This is a genomic window from Polaromonas sp. UBA4122 (genome assembly GCA_002381615.1).
Classification (GTDB): Bacteria; Pseudomonadota; Gammaproteobacteria; order Burkholderiales; family Burkholderiaceae_C; genus Polaromonas.
In genome coordinates this window covers 1-21,561 of record DFWY01000132.1, presented here as the reverse complement: position 1 = coordinate 21,561, position 21,561 = coordinate 1, and the positions used below count along the sequence as shown (strand labels likewise).

General features: G+C 60.9%; 21 protein-coding genes and 1 pseudogene. 9 read left to right on the top strand and 13 right to left on the bottom strand.

Translation table 11 applies throughout. The features are described from left to right. The first annotated feature begins 85 nt into the window (after window positions 1–85). Window positions 86–1,192 carry a magnesium transporter CorA family protein gene (locus B3F77_RS15970; protein ID WP_293605903.1) on the top strand — a complete coding sequence of 369 codons (1,107 nt, stop codon included), beginning with the start codon at window positions 86–88 and terminating at the stop codon, window positions 1,190–1,192. Between the two features lie 90 nt (window positions 1,193–1,282). Here the strand turns inward: B3F77_RS15970 and B3F77_RS15965 are convergent, their stop codons facing one another. Further along, window positions 1,283–1,972, bottom strand: coding sequence for a dienelactone hydrolase family protein (locus B3F77_RS15965; protein ID WP_293605902.1), 690 nt, complete (start codon window positions 1,970–1,972; stop codon window positions 1,283–1,285). Between the two features lie 84 nt (window positions 1,973–2,056). Further along, window positions 2,057–2,665, bottom strand: coding sequence for a 2-hydroxychromene-2-carboxylate isomerase (locus tag B3F77_RS15960; protein ID WP_293605901.1), 609 nt, complete (start codon window positions 2,663–2,665; stop codon window positions 2,057–2,059). 108 nt (window positions 2,666–2,773) lie between these two features. On the opposite strand from B3F77_RS15960, the gene B3F77_RS15955 reads away from it, so the two are divergent. Next, the gene (locus B3F77_RS15955) at window positions 2,774–3,520 is read left to right on the top strand and encodes an SDR family oxidoreductase (protein ID WP_293605900.1); all 747 of its coding nucleotides are present in this window, start codon (window positions 2,774–2,776) and stop codon (window positions 3,518–3,520) included. Window positions 3,521–3,783: 263 nt separating this feature from the next. Here B3F77_RS15955 and B3F77_RS15950 read toward each other — a convergent pair whose 3' ends face one another. The 3 genes from B3F77_RS15950 to B3F77_RS15940 form a co-directional block, all read right to left on the bottom strand. Then, window positions 3,784–4,392: a hypothetical protein gene (locus tag B3F77_RS15950; RefSeq protein WP_293605899.1), complete on the bottom strand. Its 609-nt coding sequence runs from the start codon at window positions 4,390–4,392 to the stop codon at window positions 3,784–3,786. Between the two features lie 59 nt (window positions 4,393–4,451). Next, entirely contained in the window at window positions 4,452–4,859 is a 408-nt protein-coding gene (locus B3F77_RS15945) for a hypothetical protein (protein WP_293605898.1), read from the bottom strand. A gap of 314 nt (window positions 4,860–5,173) precedes the next feature. Beyond that, complete coding sequence (locus tag B3F77_RS15940) at window positions 5,174–6,016, bottom strand: ABC transporter ATP-binding protein (protein ID WP_293605897.1); 843 nt, start codon at window positions 6,014–6,016, stop codon at window positions 5,174–5,176. Window positions 6,017–6,160: 144 nt separating this feature from the next. Here B3F77_RS15940 and B3F77_RS15935 point away from each other — a divergent pair, with 144 nt between their 5' ends. Beyond that, on the top strand, window positions 6,161–6,472 hold the full coding sequence (locus tag B3F77_RS15935) for a single-stranded DNA-binding protein (RefSeq protein WP_293605896.1): 312 nt from the start codon (window positions 6,161–6,163) through the stop codon (window positions 6,470–6,472). Window positions 6,473–6,720: 248 nt separating this feature from the next. Next, on the top strand, window positions 6,721–7,353 hold the full coding sequence (locus B3F77_RS15930; RefSeq protein WP_293605895.1) for a MarC family protein: 633 nt from the start codon (window positions 6,721–6,723) through the stop codon (window positions 7,351–7,353). A 4-nt stretch (window positions 7,354–7,357) separates the two neighbouring features. Here B3F77_RS15930 and B3F77_RS15925 read toward each other — a convergent pair whose 3' ends face one another. From B3F77_RS15925 to B3F77_RS15910, 4 genes are read right to left on the bottom strand one after another with little or no spacing between them, the layout of a single operon-like run. Beyond that, complete coding sequence (locus tag B3F77_RS15925) at window positions 7,358–8,077, bottom strand: ABC-type transport auxiliary lipoprotein family protein (RefSeq protein ID WP_293605894.1); 720 nt, start codon at window positions 8,075–8,077, stop codon at window positions 7,358–7,360. Further along, window positions 8,074–9,006 carry an MlaD family protein gene (locus B3F77_RS15920; RefSeq protein WP_293605893.1) on the bottom strand — a complete coding sequence of 311 codons (933 nt, stop codon included), beginning with the start codon at window positions 9,004–9,006 and terminating at the stop codon, window positions 8,074–8,076. Before B3F77_RS15920 ends, B3F77_RS15925 begins: the two co-directional genes overlap by 4 nt. A 13-nt stretch (window positions 9,007–9,019) precedes the next feature. Then, a complete protein-coding gene (locus B3F77_RS15915; protein ID WP_293605892.1) occupies window positions 9,020–9,808 on the bottom strand; it encodes an ABC transporter ATP-binding protein in 789 nt (262 codons plus the stop codon). Next, on the bottom strand, window positions 9,805–10,932 hold the full coding sequence (locus tag B3F77_RS15910) for an MlaE family ABC transporter permease (protein WP_293605891.1): 1,128 nt from the start codon (window positions 10,930–10,932) through the stop codon (window positions 9,805–9,807). Before B3F77_RS15910 ends, B3F77_RS15915 begins: the two co-directional genes overlap by 4 nt. A gap of 393 nt (window positions 10,933–11,325) precedes the next feature. Here B3F77_RS15910 and B3F77_RS15905 point away from each other — a divergent pair, with 393 nt between their 5' ends. Further along, the gene (locus B3F77_RS15905; protein WP_293605890.1) at window positions 11,326–13,056 is read left to right on the top strand and encodes a GMC family oxidoreductase; all 1,731 of its coding nucleotides are present in this window, start codon (window positions 11,326–11,328) and stop codon (window positions 13,054–13,056) included. Window positions 13,057–13,436: 380 nt separating this feature from the next. Next, window positions 13,437–14,195: a sulfite exporter TauE/SafE family protein gene (locus tag B3F77_RS15900; RefSeq protein ID WP_293605889.1), complete on the top strand. Its 759-nt coding sequence runs from the start codon at window positions 13,437–13,439 to the stop codon at window positions 14,193–14,195. A gap of 53 nt (window positions 14,196–14,248) precedes the next feature. Here B3F77_RS15900 and mrdA read toward each other — a convergent pair whose 3' ends face one another. The 4 genes from mrdA to B3F77_RS15880 all read right to left on the bottom strand — a co-directional run bounded on the left by mrdA (window position 14,249) and on the right by B3F77_RS15880 (window position 19,122). After that, window positions 14,249–16,366 carry a penicillin-binding protein 2 gene (gene mrdA, locus B3F77_RS15895; protein WP_293605888.1) on the bottom strand — a complete coding sequence of 706 codons (2,118 nt, stop codon included), beginning with the start codon at window positions 16,364–16,366 and terminating at the stop codon, window positions 14,249–14,251. Between the two features lie 189 nt (window positions 16,367–16,555). Further along, entirely contained in the window at window positions 16,556–17,074 is a 519-nt protein-coding gene (gene mreD / locus B3F77_RS15890) for a rod shape-determining protein MreD (RefSeq protein WP_293605887.1), read from the bottom strand. Further along, a complete protein-coding gene (gene mreC / locus B3F77_RS15885; protein WP_293605886.1) occupies window positions 17,071–18,000 on the bottom strand; it encodes a rod shape-determining protein MreC in 930 nt (309 codons plus the stop codon). Before mreC ends, mreD begins: the two co-directional genes overlap by 4 nt. A 78-nt stretch (window positions 18,001–18,078) precedes the next feature. Beyond that, window positions 18,079–19,122, bottom strand: coding sequence for a rod shape-determining protein (locus B3F77_RS15880; RefSeq protein ID WP_293605885.1), 1,044 nt, complete (start codon window positions 19,120–19,122; stop codon window positions 18,079–18,081). A 297-nt stretch (window positions 19,123–19,419) separates the two neighbouring features. On the opposite strand from B3F77_RS15880, the gene gatC reads away from it, so the two are divergent. From gatC to gatB, 3 genes and pseudogenes are all read left to right on the top strand, one after another. After that, on the top strand, window positions 19,420–19,719 hold the full coding sequence (gatC, locus tag B3F77_RS15875; RefSeq protein WP_293605884.1) for an Asp-tRNA(Asn)/Glu-tRNA(Gln) amidotransferase subunit GatC: 300 nt from the start codon (window positions 19,420–19,422) through the stop codon (window positions 19,717–19,719). 14 nt (window positions 19,720–19,733) lie between these two features. Next, complete coding sequence (gatA, locus tag B3F77_RS15870; protein WP_293605883.1) at window positions 19,734–21,260, top strand: Asp-tRNA(Asn)/Glu-tRNA(Gln) amidotransferase subunit GatA; 1,527 nt, start codon at window positions 19,734–19,736, stop codon at window positions 21,258–21,260. After that, window positions 21,257–21,561: pseudogene (gene gatB / locus B3F77_RS15865) on the top strand (Asp-tRNA(Asn)/Glu-tRNA(Gln) amidotransferase GatCAB subunit B); the annotation flags it as partial. The gene gatA and the pseudogene gatB, both read left to right, overlap by 4 nt.

The window sequence follows — 21,561 nt, the reverse complement described above, 5'->3', positions numbered from 1 at the left end:
AATAGTAGCTTGTTATTCTCTATCCATAAGGGCTGGAGACCGATTTGATACTTAAACCGGGTTAAATCCAGGGGCTCAAGCTTCCATGCGTGTTTTCAACATCACCTCTGGCAGCCAGGGCATTACAGAAACCGATGCCCTGCCGACACAAATGCCGGCGCAAGGCTTTGTCTGGATCGCCTGCGCGCGGCGCGAATTTGAGGTGATGCAGGCGCAAATCCAGGCGACACTGCAAAGCCTGTGCGGCACGCAACTGGTGGATCTGCACATCTCCGACCTGCTGAACAAGCAGTTGCCCTCGCATTACGACTACACCTCGCAGTACGACATGCTGGTGTTCCGCCGCCTCGCCGCCGGCCACACGGAAACCGACCCCGGCGAGCCCCTGCCTGCACCCACGAAACGCAGCGGGCCACCGGTGCTCAAGCGTATTGACACCAGCCCCGTGGGCTTTGCGGTGTTTGACCATGTGCTGCTGACCGTGCACCCGGCCGGTTGCGCCGTGTGCGATGCCTTCGCGCTCAAGCTGCTCAACGCCACCAGCACCGAAGCACGCGCCAGCGGCGTCAAGCTGCCTGCCAGCCCGGCCGACCTGATGCTGCGCATCGTCAACCACATGGTGGACGGTTACCTGGAGCTGCGGCGCGAGCTCACGCGCCAGCTCGGTCACTGGCAGTCCGAACTGCTCAATCCCGCCACGCGCTTTACCAACTGGAGTTCGGTGCTCGACGCACGGCTGGCCATGCAGCACCTGGAGGAGATCTGCGAAGACCAGCGCTCGGCGCTGCAAGACTGGATTGACTCGGTTGAAGCCTGGCCTGACGGCGACACGCCCGGCGCCAAGCGCGAACGCGAGCTGCTGAAAATCCGCTCGCGTGACGTGCTAGAGCACATCGAGCGAGTCGTGCACCATGTACGGCGCATGGAGCAAAGCGCCGAAACCGCGGTGCAGCTGCATTTTTCGGCACAAAGCCACCGCACCAACGACATCATGCGCACGCTCACGGCAATAACCGCCGTGTTTTTGCCGCTGAACCTGATCACCGGGTTTTTCGGCATGAACTTCGAGTTCCTGCCCATCATCCATAGCCCCACAGGTTTTTGGTGGACCTTCGGCTTCATGCTGCTGCTGGTGATGCTGGTGCTGCTCGTGTTCTGGCGCAAACGCTATCTGGCCAGAACCGGCCGGTAGCGCATTGCTACAAAACCAATAGCTGCCTGCACCCGTTCAGTATGGGCTGCAGCCCAGAAAGACCATCAACCCGCAGCGGAATACCGGCTGTCAGGCCAGATTGGCAGCGAAGAACGCCAGTGAGCGCTCACTCGCCAGCGTGGCGGCCGCTTCGTTGTAGGCGCCGCGCTGATCGCAATTGAAGCCGTGGTTGGCCGGGTAGACATGCACTTCAACTTCCGGGTGCGCCTGGGTAAAAGCGGCTATGCCCGCCATGGGTATCCAGTGATCCTGGTCGCCGAAGTGCGCCATGACCGGGCACTGGGGCTGGCGCGCAATCTCCTTTGGGGCCGTGATGCCGCCGCCGTAGTAGGCAATGGCGGCGCTCAGGCCTTTTAGCGTGCAGGCGGCGCGCCACGTCAGCAGGCCGCCCCAGCAAAATCCCACAATGCCCACCTTGCCGCCGCTGGCATTGGCTGCATGGTCGATGCCCGCCTGAATGTCCTGCAGCACGCCCGGGGCGGGCAGCGCGTCCACGGCCGTCTTGTACCCGAAGCCCTCGTTCATGTCGGCTTCGGTGTAGCCGAGTTCCACGCCGGGCTTGGCGCGTTCCTGCGTAGCAGGCGCCACCGCCAGATAGCCCTGCGCGGCAAAGCGGTCAGCGACAGCGCGGATATGCGAGTTGACGCCGAAAATTTCCTGCAGCACCACGATGCCGCCACGCGGCTGGCCTGCGGGTTTCGCGACGTAGGCCGGTACGACGAAACCATCGGCGGCTTTGAGATTGATGAATTGACCCATGATGTGGATATTCCTCTTAAATTTTTTGGTTGAATGTTTGCGATGAATGCTGGCCTGGTCCGCGTCGTAACGCCGTGGCGGCGCCTATGAACCCGCCTTGAGTTTGCGCTCCACAAAATCGAGCCGGTCCTGTCCCCAGAACAGTTCACCGTCAATCACGTAGCTGGGCGCACCGAACACGCCTGCGTCAATCGCCTGCTGGGTGTTGGCTTCGTAGCGCTCCTGCACCGCCTGGCTGTAGGACTGCTCCAGCCGCTCGGCGCTCAAGCCGCATTCCGCCAGCAATTCGGCCAGCACCTTCTCGTCGGCTATGTTGCGCTCGCGCACCCACACCGCACTGAAAATCGCACCGCTGATTTTCATCGCCGCGTCAGGGTCGTCGTGCAGGTCCACGGCGATGATGAGGCGCGAGGCGTCGTCCCCGGACACCGGAAAGTATCTGGGTTTGAGGTTCAGCGGCGCGTGAAGGTAGTCTGAGTAGCGCTGCAGCTCCAGCAGCCGGTAGGCCTGGCGCTGCGGTGCGCGCTTGCCCAGCGGCAAGCCGCCCGAAATGGGGAACACCTTGCCGCCCAGGTCCATCGGCAAAACGCGAACCACGGCGCCTGCCGCGCGCGCTATCTGCGCAAACCGCTCGTGCCCCAGGTAGGTCCAGGGGCTTTGCGGCGTAAAGTAATAGTCCACAGTTGTGCTCAAGATCGTCTCCAGTTAGGTGCGTTCATTATTCGGATATTGATTACAGTACATTGATTCGCCATAATCCCGTTTTTACCCGGGATTGCCATTTTCTGCAGGAGATCCGATTTGTCCAAGATTGTTTTGATCACGGGTGGCTCGCGTGGCATTGGCGCGGCGACGGCCCTGCTGGCAGCGCGCCAGGGCTACGTGGTGGCTGTCAACTACACCACCAACTCCCTGGCGGCCGATGAGGTGGTGCGGCAGATTCGCCAGGAGGGCGGCCAGGCCATCACGGTGCAGGCCGATGTAGCCAAGGAAGCGCAAGTGCTGGCGATGTTTGAAAAGATCGACGCCAAGCTGGGGCGACTCACAGCACTGGTCAACAACGCCGGGGTGGTGGACCAGACCACGCGCGTCGACGCCATCACCTATGAACGCCTTCAGCGCATGTTTGAAATCAATGTATTCGGCTCTTTTCTGTGCGCCCGCGAAGCCGTCAAGCGCATGAGCACGCGCTATGGCGGCGCGGGGGGTTCAATAGTCAATGTGTCCAGCGCAGCGGCCCGGCTTGGGGGCCCCGGCCAGTATGTGGACTACGCGGCAGCCAAGGGCGCCATCGATACCTTCACCATCGGCCTGGCGAAGGAAGTTGCGGCCGAAGGCATTCGTGTCAACGCAGTGCGCCCCGGCATCATCGAAACGGAGATCCACGCGTCGGGCGGCCTGCCCGACCGCGCGCGCGACCTGGCACCCCAGGTGCCGATGCAGCGTGCCGGCAGTGCGCTGGAAGTGGCCCAGGCCATTGTGTGGCTGCTGTCGGAGGATTCCAGCTACACCACGGGGGCCATGCTGGATGTGGCGGGCGGCAGGTAGGCGAGCGTTTTATGGCCAGCAACCGGTGAATATAGGCGCGTTACCGTCCTGCCCTGACTGCTTTTTCGGGAATGCAATCCCGCGCAGGTTCGAGTTCCAGTTGGCTCCCCGAAGCGGTTGATTCTGAGAACTGGGAAGTCGAGTTTTAGAGCGTAAACGCTTAGACATTCGTCAATTTTTACCGCGTTGGCGACTAGGTACCGTAAATCTTAAAAGCAGCGCAAGTTCATAGGCCAAGGCATTACTGTTTGGGAATTTTTCAATTACAGATCACCACGCTTCACTCGCTCCCATTCCTTCTTTAGTATGAATTGGACGTGGCTGATCACCTTAGTGCGCGCCACCTGAAAAGCGGCCATTGCCTCATTTTTTTGTTCCGTCGTCTCGTTCGGTGGGGGGTCGTTACTCACTGCCGATAACTTACCTAGCAACTCATCGAGTTTGTTGTGGTCGTCCTCAGTTGGGTTCAAACGAAGTTTGATTCGTATGCCCAGTTCGTGGGCCCGTGCGTTAGCAGCGGCCATCTCGTCAAAGTTCTTTCCTTGATCTTCTATCGATAGTTCCGCTGTTGGACGCCTCAGTTCTGCAAGGCGGGCAAAGAGCGTTAGAAACTCGGCTGCATCCTTGCGTAATTCATCGATCCATACTTGTCGTCTTGAAGAGATGCTGTCGGCTACCTGCCGCCTTGCAATCTGCTGCTGGGTCTCGATCTGCTGCTTCGCTATGTCTGCTTGCATCTGAACTTGACGCTTTGCGATCTTGAACTGCATGTGCGGACCCAAGAAGAGCGCGATCAAGGCCACTAAAGCCAAGATGATCTTATTAAAATCGTCCAGTGTCAGATTCGCAATGTAGTGCCAAACGTGCGACATGAATGTTTCCCTGCATCGTTGGTGAAGTTAACGTCGATAGGCTCCCACTTAAAAGTCTTCTAATTGCAGTTGGTATTGCCGTATACATCACGACTGCATCTGACAGTACTGCCATCCGATCGTTGAATGATGGTATTGCCGTAAACGTCTCGGGAAATCCTTGATGAGCTACCGTCAGAATTTTGCTGGTTTGTATTTCCGTAGACGTCTGTTGAGGATCTTGAGGAGGTGCCATTTGATTCTTGGCGATTGACGTTTCCGTACACATCCCTAGAGGCGCTTGCTGACGAGCCGTCTGATCGCTGAATATTGATATTTCCATAAACATCTGTTGAGCTGCGTGAGCTTTGCCCGTCTGGTCCTTGGCAATTGACGTTGCCGTAGACATCGCGGGCACATCTGGTTTGGGCAATTCCTGTATCGAAAAAAACTAGCAACAGGACGAGAAGCGAAATCGTCTTTTTCATCGTTGATTCCTTTAGGGATGTAACCCCCATTCAAGTAACACGGTGGGCGATAAATACAAAAGAGCACATCGTATGCGTATTGTTACAACCCGTCCATATCTAACTTGGGGAGAGGCCACGCGGGGGGCGGGTGGGAGCCAGCGCACAGGGGTGTTGGCGCCAGGCCGAAAATTGACCCGCTCTGCCGATGTTCCATTGACCAGGTCCAACGCTTCGATCGCCCATGTCCAGCAACCTTGACCGACAAAACCGGGCGGTCATTCCGGGAGCGGCACAAGGCCCCCGAATCGACTAATTTGGCGCTTTGTCCCAACTCATTGGGAAACACCAGGCGCTGGTTTGGAATGGCTGGAGATGCCAAAATCTTCATCAATAGTGACGGCCGGGTAATTAAACCGCACCGGGCCATCCGGGCGTTCATTCACATACTGGAACACGAGCGGATCGGTGCTCTTGCGTACTTCATCCACAGTGCCTTCGAACGCGACCTTTCCATTGTCCAGAATGACAACATGATCGGCAATCTCAAGGGTTTGTTTAAGTTCATGCGACACAAAAATACTGGTCAGTCCCATGGAATCATTGAGCTGACGAATCAGGCGCGCTGCGACACGAAGCGAAATCGGATCGAGACCGGAAAAAGGCTCGTCGTACATCACCAATTCCGGGTCCAGTGCAATCGCACGCGCTATGCCAATACGCTTGGCCATCCCACCCGACACTTCACTGGGCATGAGGTCACGGGCGTTTCGCAGGCCCACCGCATTGAGCTTCATCAAGACAATGTCACGGATGAGTGATTCGGGCAGATCGGTATGCTCACGCAGTGGGAAGGCAACGTTCTCAAACACGCTCATGTCAGCAAACAAGGCGCCGAACTGAAACAGCATGCCCATGCGACGCCTGACGGCATAGAGTTGTTTCTGATCCATGGGGCCTATATCTTGCCCATCAAACAGCATTTGCCCCGACCACGCACGGCTCTGGCCGCCCATCAAACGCAGCGTAGTCGTCTTGCCACCGCCCATCGGACCTATCAGTGCAGTGACCTTGCCCCTTGGTATGCGCAGGGAAACGTCATCCAGAACGGCGCGCTCCCCGTACCCAAAGGTCAGGTTACGCAATTCAACAAGTGATGGGTTGACGGTATTTGGCATAAATACTCAGACCGGACAGCGCCCGGCACTCAAATGATAAGGGATCCAGGACAGGAAGCTGCCCAAGCCCTGAAAGTCTTTCGATGCTCCGTATTGCGGGCAGCGGACGGATGGCATGATTGCCATTTACCAAGTGGAGCCGTGATGATTGATGGATTGATAGCAGGTAAGGTGTTTGGTGACCCGGAGCGGCGCATGGGCAAGGGTGACAAGCCGTTTGTGGTCGCCAAGGTCCGGGCCCAAACCAGCGATGGCGAGACGCTGATTGTCAACGTTATCACCTTCGATGACGCACCCATGGCAGCATTGCTTGAAATGCGCGAGGGTGACGCTGTGGCAATAGCGGGAAGTCTCACTCCAAAGGTCTGGACCGACAAGCAAGGCAATGCACGACCGGCGCTTGATCTGGTTGCGCAACGTGTCCTTACGGTGCACCCACACAGGTCCGACGAGTAAAGGGGGTGACCGGCGAACTGATGCAGCCCCCCACACAGAAACTGCACAGGCAAGAAAAAAAAGCACCTGAGATTTTTCGCAAGTGCCTGTTTCCATTCAATTTTTCTGGCTCCCCGACCGAGGCTTGAATCAGGGGCCAGGCTCAAACTTTGCGCGGATGACAACTTTGCGCCGATACTGGTCAAATGCTGCCCCTGCCCGCCGCCGTTAAACCCGCCATTTGACGAACGACCCGCGAAAGAACTTCCATGGATTTCAAACCGCTTGTCACGCTGTTGGCCATAGTCAATCCGCTGGCGATCGTGCCGTTTTTTATTCACTACACGCAGGGTTTTTCAAAGGCGCAGCGGCGGCGCACGATCCTGATTTCATCTTTCAGCTCCTTTGTCGTGATTGCCATCAGCGCTCTGATGGGCCTGCACATTCTGGAATTTTTTGGTATCTCGCTGGCCAGTTTCCAGGTCGGCGGTGGCATGCTGCTGCTGATCAGTTCCATGAACATGCTCAATGCCCAGCCGGCCGAAGCCAAGCCGCAAACGCACGAACTGGAAGACGGCGCGGCAAAGGCGGCCATGGGCGCCAGCATTGCCGTGGTGCCGCTGACCATTCCCCTGCTCACCGGCCCGGCCACCATGTCCACGGTGGTGATCTACGCTGAAAAGGCCAAGACGCTTTTCCAGCTTGGCACGCTGGTCGGCTACGGCGTGGTTATCGGCCTGGCGACAGCGCTGTGTTTTTCCCTGGCCGAGCCGATTGCCCGCGTGCTCGGGAAAACCGGCATCAATGTGATGACCCGTTTGATGGGTCTGATCCTGGCGGCGCTGGCTGTTGAAGTGATGGCGGACGGCCTGGGCAAGCTGTTTCCGATCCTGCGCGGATAGCTTTTTAGCGCGCAGGCGCCTGCTGCAGCCACTGATCCAGCTCTTCAATGGCGGCGTCGGTTGCCGCCGTCAGCGCGCGCACGCCGCCAGCCGCATCGGCGCTGGTGGCGGGGCGCTGCACCACCACATTGCGCTGGCCCAGCAGTTTTTCACCGGCGGGCGTTATTTCCAGCAGTGTGGCGCGCAGGCGAATCAGGCCGACGCTGGCATCGGGTGTGGTGAACAGCTGGCTGAACTCTTCCAGCTCCAGCCGGAGCAGCAGCGGCAGCACGGCGTTCTGGCTGCGGTTAAGCGCCACGCGCTCGCGCGCATTGAACACCGCGCGGCGCTGGCTCAGCTGCTCGCGCAGGCGCTGGCGCACCAGTTGCGCGGGCGGCATGCTCCAGCGCGCCTGCGCGTAAGGGCGCAGCTGCTGTGCATCGGCGTAGCCGAGGCGGTACAACACCGCCATGTTGTCCAGCGCACCGCCGGAGGTAGCGATGTCGTCAATCGCCAGCGGCGGCAAGGATGGCACGGTCAGCTGACGCGTGGCGGGCTGGGTGAGCAAGGTGCCCGGCCCGAAGTCATACATGGTGGCGCGCGTCGGCTTGTCGGGCAGCGCGCAGCCGCTCAGCGCCCCGACTGAAATTATTAAGGGAAAAATAGCCGTGGTCAAGTATTGACGTGCACGAGCAGCTATTGAATTAATAGCACTTTGAAGACAGTTGAGAGAATGCCGCATCATTTTTTGACTCCAGTCGCAGAAAAGCCAGCCTCGCCCGGACCCGGCACCGATGGGCCGTTGCCAAAAATCAGCGCCTGCGGGTTGTCGTCCACAGCGCTCACGGTGCGCCGCAACTGGCGCATGGCGCGTGCCGTTTCATCGGCCACCTCGCCCAGCTTTGGCAGCGTGGCGGCACTGAAGGTTTCCACGCCTGCGGCCAGGGCCGTGCCGCCTTGCGAGAGCTTGTCGAGCGGCCCGCCCTTTTCATTCAGGCGCCGCGCCGTGGTGCGCACCTCGTCGGCTGCGGCTTTCACCGACTGTACGGTTTCATGGGTATCGCGCGACAGGGCGGGTAAGGTGGCCACCGTGGGCTCCAGGCCTTTGGCCACGCGGTTGAGGCTGCCCGCGGCCTCACTGAGCTGCGTGACGGCGGTGGTGACGGCCTGCTGGTTCTCGTCGGAAAGCAGTTTGTTCAGGCGGGTGCTGGCCAGCTCTACCTGGTTAAAAATGACTTCGCTCTGCTTGAGTAATTTGTCGAGAGTACCCGGCTTGAGCGGTATGCGCGGCGGATCTTGGTCGTTAGGCACCAGCCGTTCTGCCGACCCGCCGTTGTCATCGAGTTGGATAAAGCCCAGCCCTGTCACGCCCTGGTAAGCCACCGTGGCAAACGTCGATTTAGTCACGGGCGCGGCGCGGTCTATGGAGACACGAATCAGCACATTGCCCTTGACCTTGGCATCAAAGCCGATGAGCTCGACCTTGCCGACCGGCACGCCGCGAAAGCGCACCGCGGCCTGCGGCTGCAGGCCCGAGATGGTTTTACCCGTGCTCATTTCATACAGGTCCCGCTGGCTGTTGTCGTGCGTGAGCCAGATGGCCAGCAGGGCCAGCAGGGCGGTAACCACCAGCACAAATGCGCCGGCGGCCAGGGCATGGGCTTTGTTTTCCATGTTGGAAACCTTTCTAAACGGTTGCAGGGGATTCGCGCAGCAGCACCATCGCGCGTTGACCCCTTTCCCCGAGGAAAAATGCTTGAATAAAAGGATGCGCAAACGCCACCACGTTCCTGGGCACATCGTTGATGATGACCTTCTGCTCGGCCAGCACGGCAATCCGGGTACTGAGTTCGAACAAGGTGTCCAGATCGTGCGTCACCATCACCACCGTCAGCGCCATATCCTTGTGCAGGGAACGCAGCAGCGAACAAAAACTATCGGCGCTTTCCGGATCCAGCCCGGACGTGGGCTCGTCAAGCAGCAGCAGCGGCGGATCCATGATAAGGGCGCGCGCCAGCGCCACCCGCTTGACCATGCCGCCCGACAGCTCACTGGGCATCTTGTCGGCCACCTCCGGGCCCAGGCCCACCATTTGCAGCTTGACCATGGCCGCCTCGCGAATCAGCTCGCCTGGCAGGGTTTTGAGTTCGCGCAGGGGAAAGGCAATGTTTTCAAGCACGGTGAAGGCCGAAAACAATGCACCGTGCTGAAACAGCATGCCAACGCGGCGCGCAGCGCCCCGCTTGCCCAGCTCGGCGGCCGGTTTGCCCAGCACGGTGATCTCGCCCTGGGTCGGCGTTTCAAGCCCCAGTATCTGGCGCAGCAGCACCGTCTTGCCCGTGCCCGAGCCCCCGACCAGCGACAACACTTCGCCGCGCTCCACCGTCAGGTCAAGGTCCTTGTGCACGACGGATTTCTTGTCGCCGTTCTGGAAAACAGTCCACAGCTTGCGGATTTCGACGACGGCGTCAGTCATATGCCTACGTTTTTGAACAGCACCGCAAACAGCGCATCGACCAGAATCACCACGGTGATCGACGTGACCACCGAGGCTGTGGTGCCCTGCCCCAGGCTCTCGGTATTGGGTTTGACGCGCAAGCCATAGTGGCATCCCACCAGCGCAATCAGCAAGCCAAACACGATGGACTTGGCGGTGGCCAGCGTCAGGTTGGCCACCTCCACCGCAGCCGGCAGCGAGTGGATGAAATACGAGGGCGTCACGTCCATCGAAATATCGGCGGCCAGCATGCCGCCCAGCAGCGCCGCCAGGGTGGTCCAGAGACTGATCAGCGGCATCACCACTGCCAGCGCCAGCGCGCGCGGCATCACCAGCCGAAAGCCCCGCGCAATGCCCATGACGCGCATGGCATCGAGCTCTTCGGTGACCCGCATCACGCCGATCTGCGCCGTGATGGCCGAGCCGCTTCGCCCGGCGATCAGTATGGCGGCCAGCACCGGACCGAGCTCCCGGATCAGCGAAATACCGAGAATGTTCACGATGAAGGTATCGGCCCCAAACTTGCGCAGCTGCTGCGAAATCAGGTAGGCCAGCACCACCCCAATCAGAAAGCCCACCAGCGCGGTGATGGGCAGCGCCGTGGCGCCGATGTGGTACAGATGGCCGGAGAAATCGCGCCACGGCCCTTCCCGCGGACGCCGGATGAGCCGGATGATGTCGAGCAGCAACTGGCCAATCAGGCGCACCAGACCTTTGGTGTGGTCGACCAGGGCAAGCACCCGGCTGCCCAGCAAGATGATGGGCTCTTTCCACCCGGTCTTGCGCACTTTCGGCAGGCTGACCGTGAATTTGGCGGCGGTTTCCAGCATCGCACGCTGGCTGGGCTCAATCTGCAGCTGTTCCGGCCAGTGGCGGCCCCAGTGGTTCCACAATACCTGCGCGCCCAGGTAATCGAGCTTTTCAATCTGACTGAGATTCCAGCGGATAACAGATGTCTCGCTGCCCAGACGCTTGAGCTGCGCCGTCAGCGCGTCCCATACCGGCTTGCCCGTAAGGTCTGCCGCCGTCCACGCCCCCCGCACGACAAACGACCGGCCATCGGGCGTGTCCTGCTGTTCAATCCGGGGGGTGGAGTCTTCCATAAGCATGAGTGAGGCCGAGAGCGTCGGACTTGCGAACGGGTTAACCGCGTTCAGCTCAAAACTACCATGGTAACTGCTGGGAACATAAATGCAATCAGACGCCAGCGCTCTATCGCTCTGGTCCTACAGACGACCAGGGCAAGGGAGGGGCCGGTTCCGTCGGCGCGGCCGCTGCCTGCAGCGTGCTCCTGGCACCGGGCTGCGGATGCAAGGCGCCGCAGCAAGCGGGTAATCCCCGCCGCACGAACGGTCAGGTTTTGCCACAATCTGAACTTGGTGTGATGGTCAGCCCTGCGCTAGGCAGCACAGGCAGGATAGCTCGATACTAGCGTTACCCGGCTACGGCCACCACGAAAAAAAACGCAGCCGGAAACCACGAGGCAAGGAACATCCATGCAAGACAACGAACAGATTTTCGACTACATCATCATTGGCGCCGGCACGGCCGGTTGCTTGCTGGCCAACCGCCTGAGCGCCGACGCGTCCAAACGCGTGCTGCTGATTGAGGCCGGCCGCAAGGATGACTACCACTGGATTCACATTCCGGTGGGTTACCTGCACTGCATTGGCAACCCGCGCACCGACTGGCTCTACAACACCGAGCCGGACGCCGGCCTCAACGGCCGGGCGCTGCGTTACCCGCGCGGCAAAACGCTGGGCGGCTGCTCCAGCATCAACGGCATGATTTACATGCGCGGCCAGGCACGCAACTACGACCAGTGGGCGCAGCTGACCGGCGACACCGCCTGGCGCTGGGAAAACGTCTTGCCCCACTTCAAGCTGCATGAAGACCACTACAAGGGCGCAGACGCGATGCACGGCGCGCGCGGCGTGGCCCCCGAGTTGATGCAGGACCCCCTCAACCCTTACCAGAAACTGCTGCGTCACCACAACGCAGGCGGGGAGTGGCGCATCGAAAAACAGCGCCTGCGCTGGGACATTCTGGATGCGTTTGCCGAGGCCGCACAGCAAATCGGCATTCCGGCTACCGCCGACTTCAACCGCGGCAACAACGAAGGCGTGGGCTACTTTGAGGTCAACCAGAAAAACGGCTGGCGCTGGAATACCGCCAAAGCCTTTTTGAGGCCGACCTGCTTCGCCCGCCCCAATTTTGAACTGTGGACCCATGCGCAGGTGTGCAAGCTGCGGATCGAGCAACAGCCCGATGGCAGCCAGCGCTGTACCGGTGTTGAGGCGTGGACCGGCCAGGAGCACACCGGGCAAGTCACGGCGCTGGCGACCCGGGACTCAGAGCACATGGGCGAGGTCATCCTGTGCGCAGGCAGCATCGGCTCGCCGCAGATTCTGCAGCTCTCGGGCATTGGGCCGGCCGCGTTGCTGCAGCAGCACGGCATCCCCGTGGTGCAAGACCTGCCCGGTGTGGGCGCCAACCTGCAGGACCACCTGCAAATCCGCTCAGTCTACAAGGTGCAGGGCGTGCGCACGCTCAACACCATGGTCAATTCACTGCTGGGCAAGGCAAAAATAGGGCTCGAATACGCGTTCAAACGCAGCGGCCCCATGAGCATGGCGCCATCGCAGTTGGGCGCCTTCACGCGCAGCTCCGCCGACCAGCCCTATCCCAACATCGAATACCACGTCCAGCCGCTGTCGCTGGATGCGTTTGGCCAGCCCCTGCACAGCTTCAATGCGTTTACCGCCAGTGTCTGCAACCTCAACCCGAGCAGCCGGGGCAGCGTTCAGATCAAAAGCGGCCGCTTTGAAGATGCCCCGGCAATTGCGCCCAATTACCTGAGCACGGCCGAAGACCGCCAGGTGGCGGCCGACTCCCTGCGCGTGACGCGCAACATCGTCAGCCAGAGCGCGCTCGCCAAATACCAGCCTGAAGAATTCAGGCCCGGCGTGCAGTTTCAAACCGATGAAGAACTCGCGCGACTGGCCGGCGACATCGCCACCACCATCTTCCACCCGGTGGGCACCACCAAAATGGGCGCGGGCGACGACCCGATGGCGGTGGTGGACTCGCACCTCAGGGTACGCGGCATCCGCGGCCTGCGCGTGGTCGATGCCGGCGTGATGCCGCTGATCACCAGCGGCAACACCAACTCACCCACGCTGATGATCGCGGAGATGGCGGCGCAGTGGATACGGAATGGGGTTTGACGGCCTGCGAGTTAACTTCCAGCGGCACCGCATGACCGGGCAAAGTCCAGGTGCGTACACAGCTCGGGCCATCCCGGGGGCGGGAAACTCCCAATGCCCTATCGCAGGTCGCAGGGTACATTGAAGGTCTTGCTGACGAGCCTTGCTGCTCGCAATGCGAGGAGTCGAGGAGACACAAAAGAGCAATTAGAAATACACAAACAAACATTCCACGAGATGTTTGTTTGACAAAAGCGCTGGCAACCCCAGCGCTTTTTTTATGTCCGCTTGTTTTCCGTAAATTTTTAGCCAAATTGACATGCAGCCCATATAGCACGGATGCATGTAGCTATCAATTCGGAAGCAATTGGCGATTTCAGTGCAATGAGACAATCGGGGCCATGGAGTTACTGATTGTTTCGTTCGCGTCCTTGGCTGCAGGTTTTGTGGACTCCATCGTTGGCGGTGGCGGCCTGATTCTGGTGCCAGCCCTGTTTGCCGTCTTTCCGACCACGCACCCGGCCACACTGTTTGGCGTGAACAAGGGGGCCTCCATCTGGGGCACGGCGGTAGCAACCACGCAATATGCCCGCCGCGTGAACTTGCGCTGGGCGGCCCTGTTGCCGGCCGCAGCGGCAGGCTTTGCCGGCTCGCTGGCGGGCGCCTGGCTGGTCACCAGCATGTCCCCGGACTTTTTACGCAAAGCCCTGCCTTTTGTATTGCTCGCGGTGCTGCTCTATACCCTGGTGAAAAAAGACCTGGGCTGCCACCATACACCCCGCTTTACCGGCCATGCGGAGACGGCAGCAGCCTGCTGTGTTGGCCTAGTGCTGGGGTTTTACGATGGGTTTTTCGGCCCCGGTACCGGCAGCTTTTTGGTCTTTTTGTTTGTGCGCTGGCTGGGCTACGATTTTTTAAACGCCTCGGCCTCGGCCAAGCTGATCAACAGCGCCACCAATCTGGCGGCGCTGGCACTGTTTGCCTACAAGGGTCATATCTGGTGGCATTTCGCCCTCACCATGGCCGTTGCCAATGTGGTGGGCAGTTTGCTGGGCACGCGCCTGGCGCTCAAGCACGGGGCGGGCTTTGTGCGGCTGATGTTTATTGGGGTGGTCAGCGCGCTGATTCTGAAGACCGGTTTTGACGCTTTCCTGAAATAGCTGGAAATAGCACCCTGGGCCTGCGTTTTGGCCCCAGCAGCACGTGAACGCGCCTAGTCTGCGTTGACGTGGAGCGCAGACCCCGGTGACGCGAGCTTGGCGATGGCCTTCTCAGCGGCCGTCCCCTTTGCTGGTTCAGCTGCTTTGGCAGCATTGGCCGCCTTGGGGGCGGTCACCGCTGCGGCCTGCGGCCCTGGAGAACCTGCAGGGGCTCGCCCGTTACCGCCTGTCGCCAGCAGCCCGGCCATCTCGGCGGCCAGACGCGGCTTGCCAATCGGCGCACCCGCCAACCCTTTTTGTACGGCGGCCATGTCTTCCTCGCTGGGGTACTGCCCGAGCAGCATGTAGTCAAACACGCGACGCGCAATGGGGGCGGCTGCGGCCGCGCCCCAGCCTGCGTTTTCCACAATCACCGCGAGCGCGATTTTGGGATCATCGGCCGGTGCAAACGCGATGTACAGCGCGTGGTCACGCTGATGCTCTTCCATCCTGGCTTTGTTGTATTTGTCTTTCTGGCCCATCGTCACCGCCTGCGCCGTACCGGTTTTGCCGCCGCTCAGGTAGCCCGCTCCGGCAAACACCCGGGCCGAGGTGCCCACTTGCGTGACGTCCACCAGGGCCTTGCGCACGATGGCCACGTTCTCCGGCTTGTAGCCCAGATCTATAGGAGGATCGGCCGGCAGCGCTTGCATCACGTGCGTCGCCGGGTCCTGGGTGCCAATCACCAGACGCGGCTTGTGCTTGATGCCGTTGTTGGCCAGCACGGCGGTGGCCTGCGCCAGCTGCAACATGGTGAAGCTGTTGTAGCCCTGGCCAATGCCCAGCGAGATGGTTTCCCCGGCAAACCATTTTTTCTGCTCGGGACGTTTGAAATAGCTGCGTTTCCAGGCCTGGCTGGGCAGCACGCCGCGCACTTCGCCATTGATGTCGATGCCGGTGATCTGGCCAAAGCCCAGCGGCTTCATGAAGTCGTGCATCACGTCCACGCCAAGGTCGTTGGCCAGCGAGTAGAAATACACGTTGCTTGATTCGACAATGGCGCGGTGCATGTCCATGATGCCGCCGCGCTCGTTCTCCGGGCTGCCAAAGCGGCGGCCACCGAACATGAAATAGCCGGGGTCGTTGATCAATGCCGTGGGCGAGCGTGTACCCGTCTGCAGGGCGGCCATGGCCACGAAGGGCTTGTAGGTCGAGCCAGGCGGGTAAGTCCCCCGCAGGGCTCGATTCAACAACGGCTTGTCGATGGACTCATTGAGGGCCTGCCAGCTTTCGGTATCGATGCCATCGACAAACAGGTTGGGGTCGAACGTCGGCTTGCTGACAAACGCCAGCACGTCGCCGGTCTTCGGGTCCAGCGCCACCAGCGCACCGCGGCGCTCACCAAACATGTCCTCAACCAGTTTTTGCAAGCGGATGTCCAGCGACAGCATCACGGTATCGCCGGGCGTGGCCGGATTGTTGGCCAGCTTGCGCACGGCGCGACCAGCAGCCGAGGTTTCCATCCGCTCGACGCCGGTGGTGCCGTGCAGCTGCTGCTCAAAATTCTGCTCAACCCCGAGCTTGCCGATGTAGTCGGTGCCGCGGTAATTGCCTTCGTCATCGTTGTTTTCGATGTTGTCTTTTTCCGCCTGGTTGATACGGCCTATGTAGCCCACCACATGGCTGCCCAATTCGCCAAGGGGGTAGCTGCGGAACAGCCGCGCCTTGATGTCCACACCGGGAAAACGAAAGCGCTGCGCCGCAAACCGTGCTACTTCCTCGTCGGTCAGGCGCGTGCGTATGGGCAGTGATTCAAAATTTTTCGACTCTTCACGCAGGCGCTTGAAGCGCCGCTTGTCGCGCGGCTGGATGTCCACCACCTTCTCCAGCGCCGCGATGGTTTCCTCCAGGTTGTCCACCTTGGACGGCGTGATCTCCAGCGTGTAAGCCGAGTAGTTGGTCGCCAACACCACGCCGTTGCGGTCCAGAATCAGTCCGCGGTTGGGCACGATGGGAACGATGGCCGTGCGGTTGCTTTCCGCCTGCTCGCTCAGGTCCGCATGGCGAACCACCTGCAGATACACCAGCCGCGCAGCCAGCAACGCAAAGGCACAGAGCACCACCAGGCTCGCCACCAGCACACGAGCACGAAAGCGGGACAGGTCGGCTTCGACGTTTCTGAGTTCAGTCATGGAAGTGGGACTTACAGCTCGGGTAATGGTGCCTGAGAGAAAACCATTTAATCAGGTGGGGACAAAAATTAGTCATAAAAATCGGACTCAATACGGGTGACGAACTGCCAGCAGAAATACACCTGATCAGTTGGGGACAGAGCTTGCCGCTGGCCTGCGGCTGGCGTCTGCGGTCTGTCCCACAAAATCTCACAAGGGGCGATTCTGGTCCGGATCAGGTGCGCGACGCTGCGGCACCAGCAGCAGCACGCTGACGACGGGCCACAGCAGCGCCTCGCCCAGCGGGGCAAACAGCATGATCCAGCCCGGGAAAATGCCGCCGCCTAGCATGCGAATGATGAGCTCCACGCCGTGCGCCACCGCGAACAACGGCAACAGCTGCAAGGCCTGCGACGGCACCGTGAACCAGAGCAGCCGGCGGTGAATCATGGCAGCAAAAAAACTCAGCGCCGTGTAAGACAGCGCATGCTGCCCAAGCAGGGAAGACTGGTGCACATCCATGGTCAGGCCGAACAGGAAGGCCACGCCAATGCCCACGCGCAGCGGCTGGTGCACGTTCCAGAAGACCAGCACCAGCGCCAGGAAATCGGGCATCCAGGGCACGCGACCCAGCGGCAGCATGTCCAGCAGCAGCGCCGCAATCAGGCTGAACCAGATAAACACCGGATTGGCGGGCAACAGCAGCTGCTGGCCGGACCGCATGATCATTTGGAGGCGCCCTTCTTCGCTCGAATTACGCGATCGTCCGGCGCCGCGCTACCGGGCCGCGGCGGTATCTGGCTGGAGACAGGCTTGACCACGATGACCTGCCGCGCGCCTGTGACAAGCGCCAGCGGTACACAGTAAATTTTGGCGAAAGTCGATTCGGGGCGCCGCTCAATACGGCTGATCCTGGCAACGGGCAAGCCCGCAGGATAAATGCCGTCGATGCCGCTGGTGGTCAGCAGGTCACCCTGCTGCAGGTCCGAGTTGCTGCCCATGAAACGCAACTCCAGGCCGCTGCCGGAGGCGGCTGGGTCGCCATAGGCCACGCTGCGCGCGCCAGTGCGCACATTGAGCACGGGAATGGCCAGATCGCGGTCCACTACCAGCGTGACTTCACTGACCAGCGGATGCACACGGGTGACCTGCCCCAGCACACCGGACTCGTCCAGCACGGGCGAACCCAGGTCCACGCCCTGGAGCAAGCCCTTGTCGATGATGACCTTGCGCGTGTAGGGATCCGCTGCGTCATACAACACTTCGGCAGCCATGACCGGGGTGGCGAGCTGTTCGCGCAGCGCCAGCAGTTTGCGCAGCCGGCTGTTTTCCAGCGTCAGCTGCTCGACCTGGCCGGCGCGTAGCGACTGCAGCGCCAGCTTTTTACTGGCTTCCTTACTGCTGGATTCGGCCTGGCTCAGGCTGGTGAAATAGTCGCTGGCGCTTCTTAGCACCTGCACCGGCTGCAGGGCCAGCCATTGCACCGGGTACAGCGCGGGGGCAAGCACCGCGCGAACCGGCTGGCTGACACGAAACCGTGCGTCAGCCACCATCAACAACAGCGACAGCGCACCGAAGAACATCAGCTTGGACAGCGCCGACGGCCCCTGCTTGAAAAAGGGCGGCGGGGATCTGTCGATGGTTCCTAGGGTCATGGTTCGCTGTCAGGCTAGCCCCGCTTCATGCGGTAGGCGTGCAGTATGACGGACGGCGTGAGGACGGCGTGGAAGGGCTTATTCCGAGGTAAAGATCGAACCCATGCGGTCCATGCGCTCCAACGCAATGCCACAGCCGCGCACCACGCAGGTCAGCGGGTCTTCGGCCACCAGCACCGGCAAGCCGGTTTCTTCGGCCAGCAGGCGGTCCAGGTCACGCAGCAACGCACCGCCGCCGGTCAGCATCATGCCGCGCTCGGCAATGTCGGCGCCCAGCTCGGGCGGCGTCTGCTCCAGTGCGTTTTTCACCGCGCTGACGATGTTGTTGAGCGGGTCGGTCAGGGCTTCGAGAATCTCGTTGCTCGAGATCGTGAAGCTGCGCGGCACGCCTTCTGACAGGTTGCGGCCTTTGACTTCCATTTCCTTGACCTCGGAGCCCGGGAAGGCCGAACCGATGCTTTTCTTGATGGCTTCAGCGGTGGGCTCGCCAATCAGCATGCCGTAGTTGCGGCGGATGTAGTTGATGATGGCCTCGTCAAAACGGTCGCCACCGACGCGTACGCTGCCTTTGTAGACCATGCCGCCCAGCGAGATCACGCCGACCTCGGTGGTACCGCCGCCGATATCGACCACCATGGAGCCGCTGGCTTCGGAGACGGGCAGACCCGCGCCAATGGCTGCCGCCATGGGTTCCTCAATCAGATACACATCGCTGGCACCGGCGCCCAGGGCACTTTCACGGATGGCGCGGCGCTCGACCTGGGTGGAGCCGCAGGGCACACAGATGATGATGCGCGGGCTGGGCTTGAAGAAGCTGCGCGGATGCACCATCTTGATGAACTGCTTGAGCATCTGCTCGGTCACTGTGAAATCGGCAATCACGCCATCCTTCATCGGGCGAATGGCTTCGATGTTGCCAGGCACCTTGCCCAGCATGGCTTTGGCCTCGCGGCCAACCGCCTGGATGGTTTTCTTGCCTTGGGGACCGCCTTCGTGGCGAATCGCCACCACGGAAGGCTCATCAAGAACAATACCGTGGTCACGAACAAAAATCAGGGTGTTGGCGGTACCAAGGTCGATTGCCAGGTCGGTGGAAAAATACCGACGGAATGATTCAAACATATGCAGGAGTCCAGTTGGGCATGAGCAAGCTTCGCTGCTTCATCGCCTTTTATGATTAACCAATAATGAGGGCAGTTGAGCCAAAGTCTTCCGAAACCTAGCTTCCAGCACCTAAAAAGCGCCTAAAGAGTGCAACCAGCCCCGATTTCAGACCAAAGGCAGGATAATACCGCATCCCCTGTGAATCCATGGTCCCGCAAGGACCGTTTTTTCAGCTTTACACCTCGTTTCAGCTTCCGTTTTCTGCTGTGTTCCCTACGCTGTAATTCTTCCTCTGTATTCCTTCACTACCACCCCATGGCACTGACACTCCAAGACATCGCACGCGTCGCCAACCTGGCCCGGCTAGAGTTGCGTCCTGACGAAACCGAGCATACCCTGCGCCAGCTCAACGGCTTTTTCGCCCTGGTGGAGCAAATGGAAGCCGTCAATACCGACGGCGTGGAGCCGCTGGCCCACCCTGCTGCAGTGCTGGGCGAGGTGGCCTTGCGCCTGCGCGACGATATCGCCAGCGAACCCAACCAGCGCGAGGCCAGCCAAATCAGCGCGCCCGCCGTGGAGCGCGGCCTGTTTTTGGTGCCCAAGGTGATCGAATGAGCAGCCCTGCCAATATGAACGCCCGAAACATCGCTCCTACCGACTTGCACGACCTCGGCGTGGCGCAACTGTCCGCCAAGCTGGCCGCCCGCGAAGTCTCCAGCGTCGAGGTGACGCAGCACTTCCTTGCGCGCATCCAGCAACACGACAGCCTGGGCGCTTTTCTGGCCACCAATGCCGACGTGTCTCTGGCGCAGGCCAGAGCCGCCGACGCGCGGCTGGCCGCCGGCGAACGCACGCCCTTGCTGGGCGTGCCGCTGGCGCACAAGGACGTGTTTGTGACCCGCGACTTCCCCACGACCGCCGGCTCAAAAATGCTGGAAAACTACCGCAGCCCCTTTGATGCGACCGTGGTCAGCAAACTGGGCGTCTCCCCCGGTGGCGCCGGCATGGTCACGCTGGGCAAGCTCAATTGCGACGAGTTCGCCATGGGCTCGGGCAGCGACAACAGCGCCTACCAGCCGGTGCACAACCCCTGGGACACCCGCCGCGTTCCCGGCGGTTCCTCGGGCGGCTCGGCGGCGGCCGTGGCGGCACGGCTGGTGCCCGTGGCCACCGGCACCGACACCGGCGGCTCGATCCGCCAGCCCGCATCGCTCACCGGCATCACCGGCATCAAGCCGACCTACGGCCGCTGCTCACGCTACGGCATGGTGGCTTTTGCCTCCAGCCTGGACCAGGCCGGCCCGATGGCGCGCAGCGCCCTGGACTGCGCCCTGCTGCTGTCGGCCATGGCCGGGCCGGACCCGGACCGCGATTCGACCTCGCTGGATCTGCCCGCAACCGACTATGCTACTGATTTGATAGCTGCAAGCGCTCATGGGACGGGGGCTACACCCCTAAAAGGCTTAAGAATTGGCCTGCCCACGCAGTTTTTCGGCGCGGGCTGCTCTGCCGACGTGCTGGCCGCCGTGCGCAGTGCGCTGGGCGAATTTGAAAAGCTGGGCGCCACGCTGGTTGACGTGAGCCTGCCGCTGACCGAGCTGTCGATCCCGGTGTACTACGTCATCGCCCCGGCCGAAGCCAGCAGCAACCTGAGCCGCTTTGACGGCGTGCGCTATGGCCACCGCGCCGCGCACTACACCGACCTGACCGACATGTACAAAAAGTCGCGCTCCGAAGGCTTTGGCCTTGAGGCCACGCGCCGCATCATGATAGGCACCTATGTGCTGTCGCACGGCTACTACGATGCCTACTACCTCAAGGCGCAGAAAATCCGCCGCCTGATTGCCCAGGACTTCCAGAAAGCCTTCACGCAATGCGACGTGATTGCTGGCCCGGTGTCGCCCACCGTAGCCTGGAGGATCGGCGAAAAATCCGACGACCCGGTGGCCAATTACCTGGCCGACATCTACACGCTGTCATCGAGCCTGGCTGGCCTGCCCGGCATGAGCATTCCAGCCGGTTTCGGTGCGCATGGCATGCCGGTGGGCCTGCAACTGATTGGCAACTATTTCAAGGAAGCGCAACTGCTGGGCACCGCGCACCAGTTCCAGCTGGCGACGGACTGGCATCAAAAAACGCCAGGAGTTTTGGCATGAGCAAAGACACGAAATCCCTGCTGGTGCAGGGCTACGAAGTCGTCATCGGCTTTGAAACCCACACCCAGCTCACGACGAAATCGAAAATTTTCAGCCGCGCCTCCACGGCGTTTGGCGCCGAGCCCAACACGCAGGCGTCCGCCGTGGACTTTGCCCTGCCCGGGGCGCTGCCGGTGATGAACAAGGGTGCGGTCCAGCGCGCCATCGAATTCGGCCTGGCCGTGAACGCCCACATTGCCGAAAAAAGTATTTTTGCACGCAAAAACTACTTTTACCCCGACCTGCCCAAGGGCTACCAGAT

Bases quoted from the DNA above. Each gene is read 5' to 3' on its own strand.
- B3F77_RS15940 (WP_293605897.1), bottom strand. From the start codon at position 6,016: ATGCCAAATACCGTCAACCCATCACTTGTTGAATTGCGTAACCTGACC.
- B3F77_RS15920 (WP_293605893.1), bottom strand. From the start codon at position 9,006: ATGGAAAACAAAGCCCATGCCCTGGCCGCCGGCGCATTTGTGCTGGTG.
- B3F77_RS15950 (WP_293605899.1), bottom strand. From the start codon at position 4,392: ATGTCGCACGTTTGGCACTACATTGCGAATCTGACACTGGACGATTTT.
- B3F77_RS15970 (WP_293605903.1), top strand. From the start codon at position 86: ATGCGTGTTTTCAACATCACCTCTGGCAGCCAGGGCATTACAGAAACC.
- mreC (WP_293605886.1), bottom strand. From the start codon at position 18,000: ATGACCCTAGGAACCATCGACAGATCCCCGCCGCCCTTTTTCAAGCAG.
- B3F77_RS15900 (WP_293605889.1), top strand. From the start codon at position 13,437: ATGGAGTTACTGATTGTTTCGTTCGCGTCCTTGGCTGCAGGTTTTGTG.
- B3F77_RS15965 (WP_293605902.1), bottom strand. From the start codon at position 1,972: ATGGGTCAATTCATCAATCTCAAAGCCGCCGATGGTTTCGTCGTACCG.
- gatC (WP_293605884.1), top strand. From the start codon at position 19,420: ATGGCACTGACACTCCAAGACATCGCACGCGTCGCCAACCTGGCCCGG.
- B3F77_RS15910 (WP_293605891.1), bottom strand. From the start codon at position 10,932: ATGGAAGACTCCACCCCCCGGATTGAACAGCAGGACACGCCCGATGGC.
- B3F77_RS15945 (WP_293605898.1), bottom strand. From the start codon at position 4,859: ATGAAAAAGACGATTTCGCTTCTCGTCCTGTTGCTAGTTTTTTTCGAT.
- mreD (WP_293605887.1), bottom strand. From the start codon at position 17,074: ATGATCATGCGGTCCGGCCAGCAGCTGCTGTTGCCCGCCAATCCGGTG.
- gatA (WP_293605883.1), top strand. From the start codon at position 19,734: ATGAACGCCCGAAACATCGCTCCTACCGACTTGCACGACCTCGGCGTG.
- B3F77_RS15905 (WP_293605890.1), top strand. From the start codon at position 11,326: ATGCAAGACAACGAACAGATTTTCGACTACATCATCATTGGCGCCGGC.
- B3F77_RS15925 (WP_293605894.1), bottom strand. From the start codon at position 8,077: ATGATGCGGCATTCTCTCAACTGTCTTCAAAGTGCTATTAATTCAATA.
- B3F77_RS15935 (WP_293605896.1), top strand. From the start codon at position 6,161: ATGATTGATGGATTGATAGCAGGTAAGGTGTTTGGTGACCCGGAGCGG.
- mrdA (WP_293605888.1), bottom strand. From the start codon at position 16,366: ATGACTGAACTCAGAAACGTCGAAGCCGACCTGTCCCGCTTTCGTGCT.
- B3F77_RS15930 (WP_293605895.1), top strand. From the start codon at position 6,721: ATGGATTTCAAACCGCTTGTCACGCTGTTGGCCATAGTCAATCCGCTG.
- B3F77_RS15915 (WP_293605892.1), bottom strand. From the start codon at position 9,808: ATGACTGACGCCGTCGTCGAAATCCGCAAGCTGTGGACTGTTTTCCAG.
- B3F77_RS15880 (WP_293605885.1), bottom strand. From the start codon at position 19,122: ATGTTTGAATCATTCCGTCGGTATTTTTCCACCGACCTGGCAATCGAC.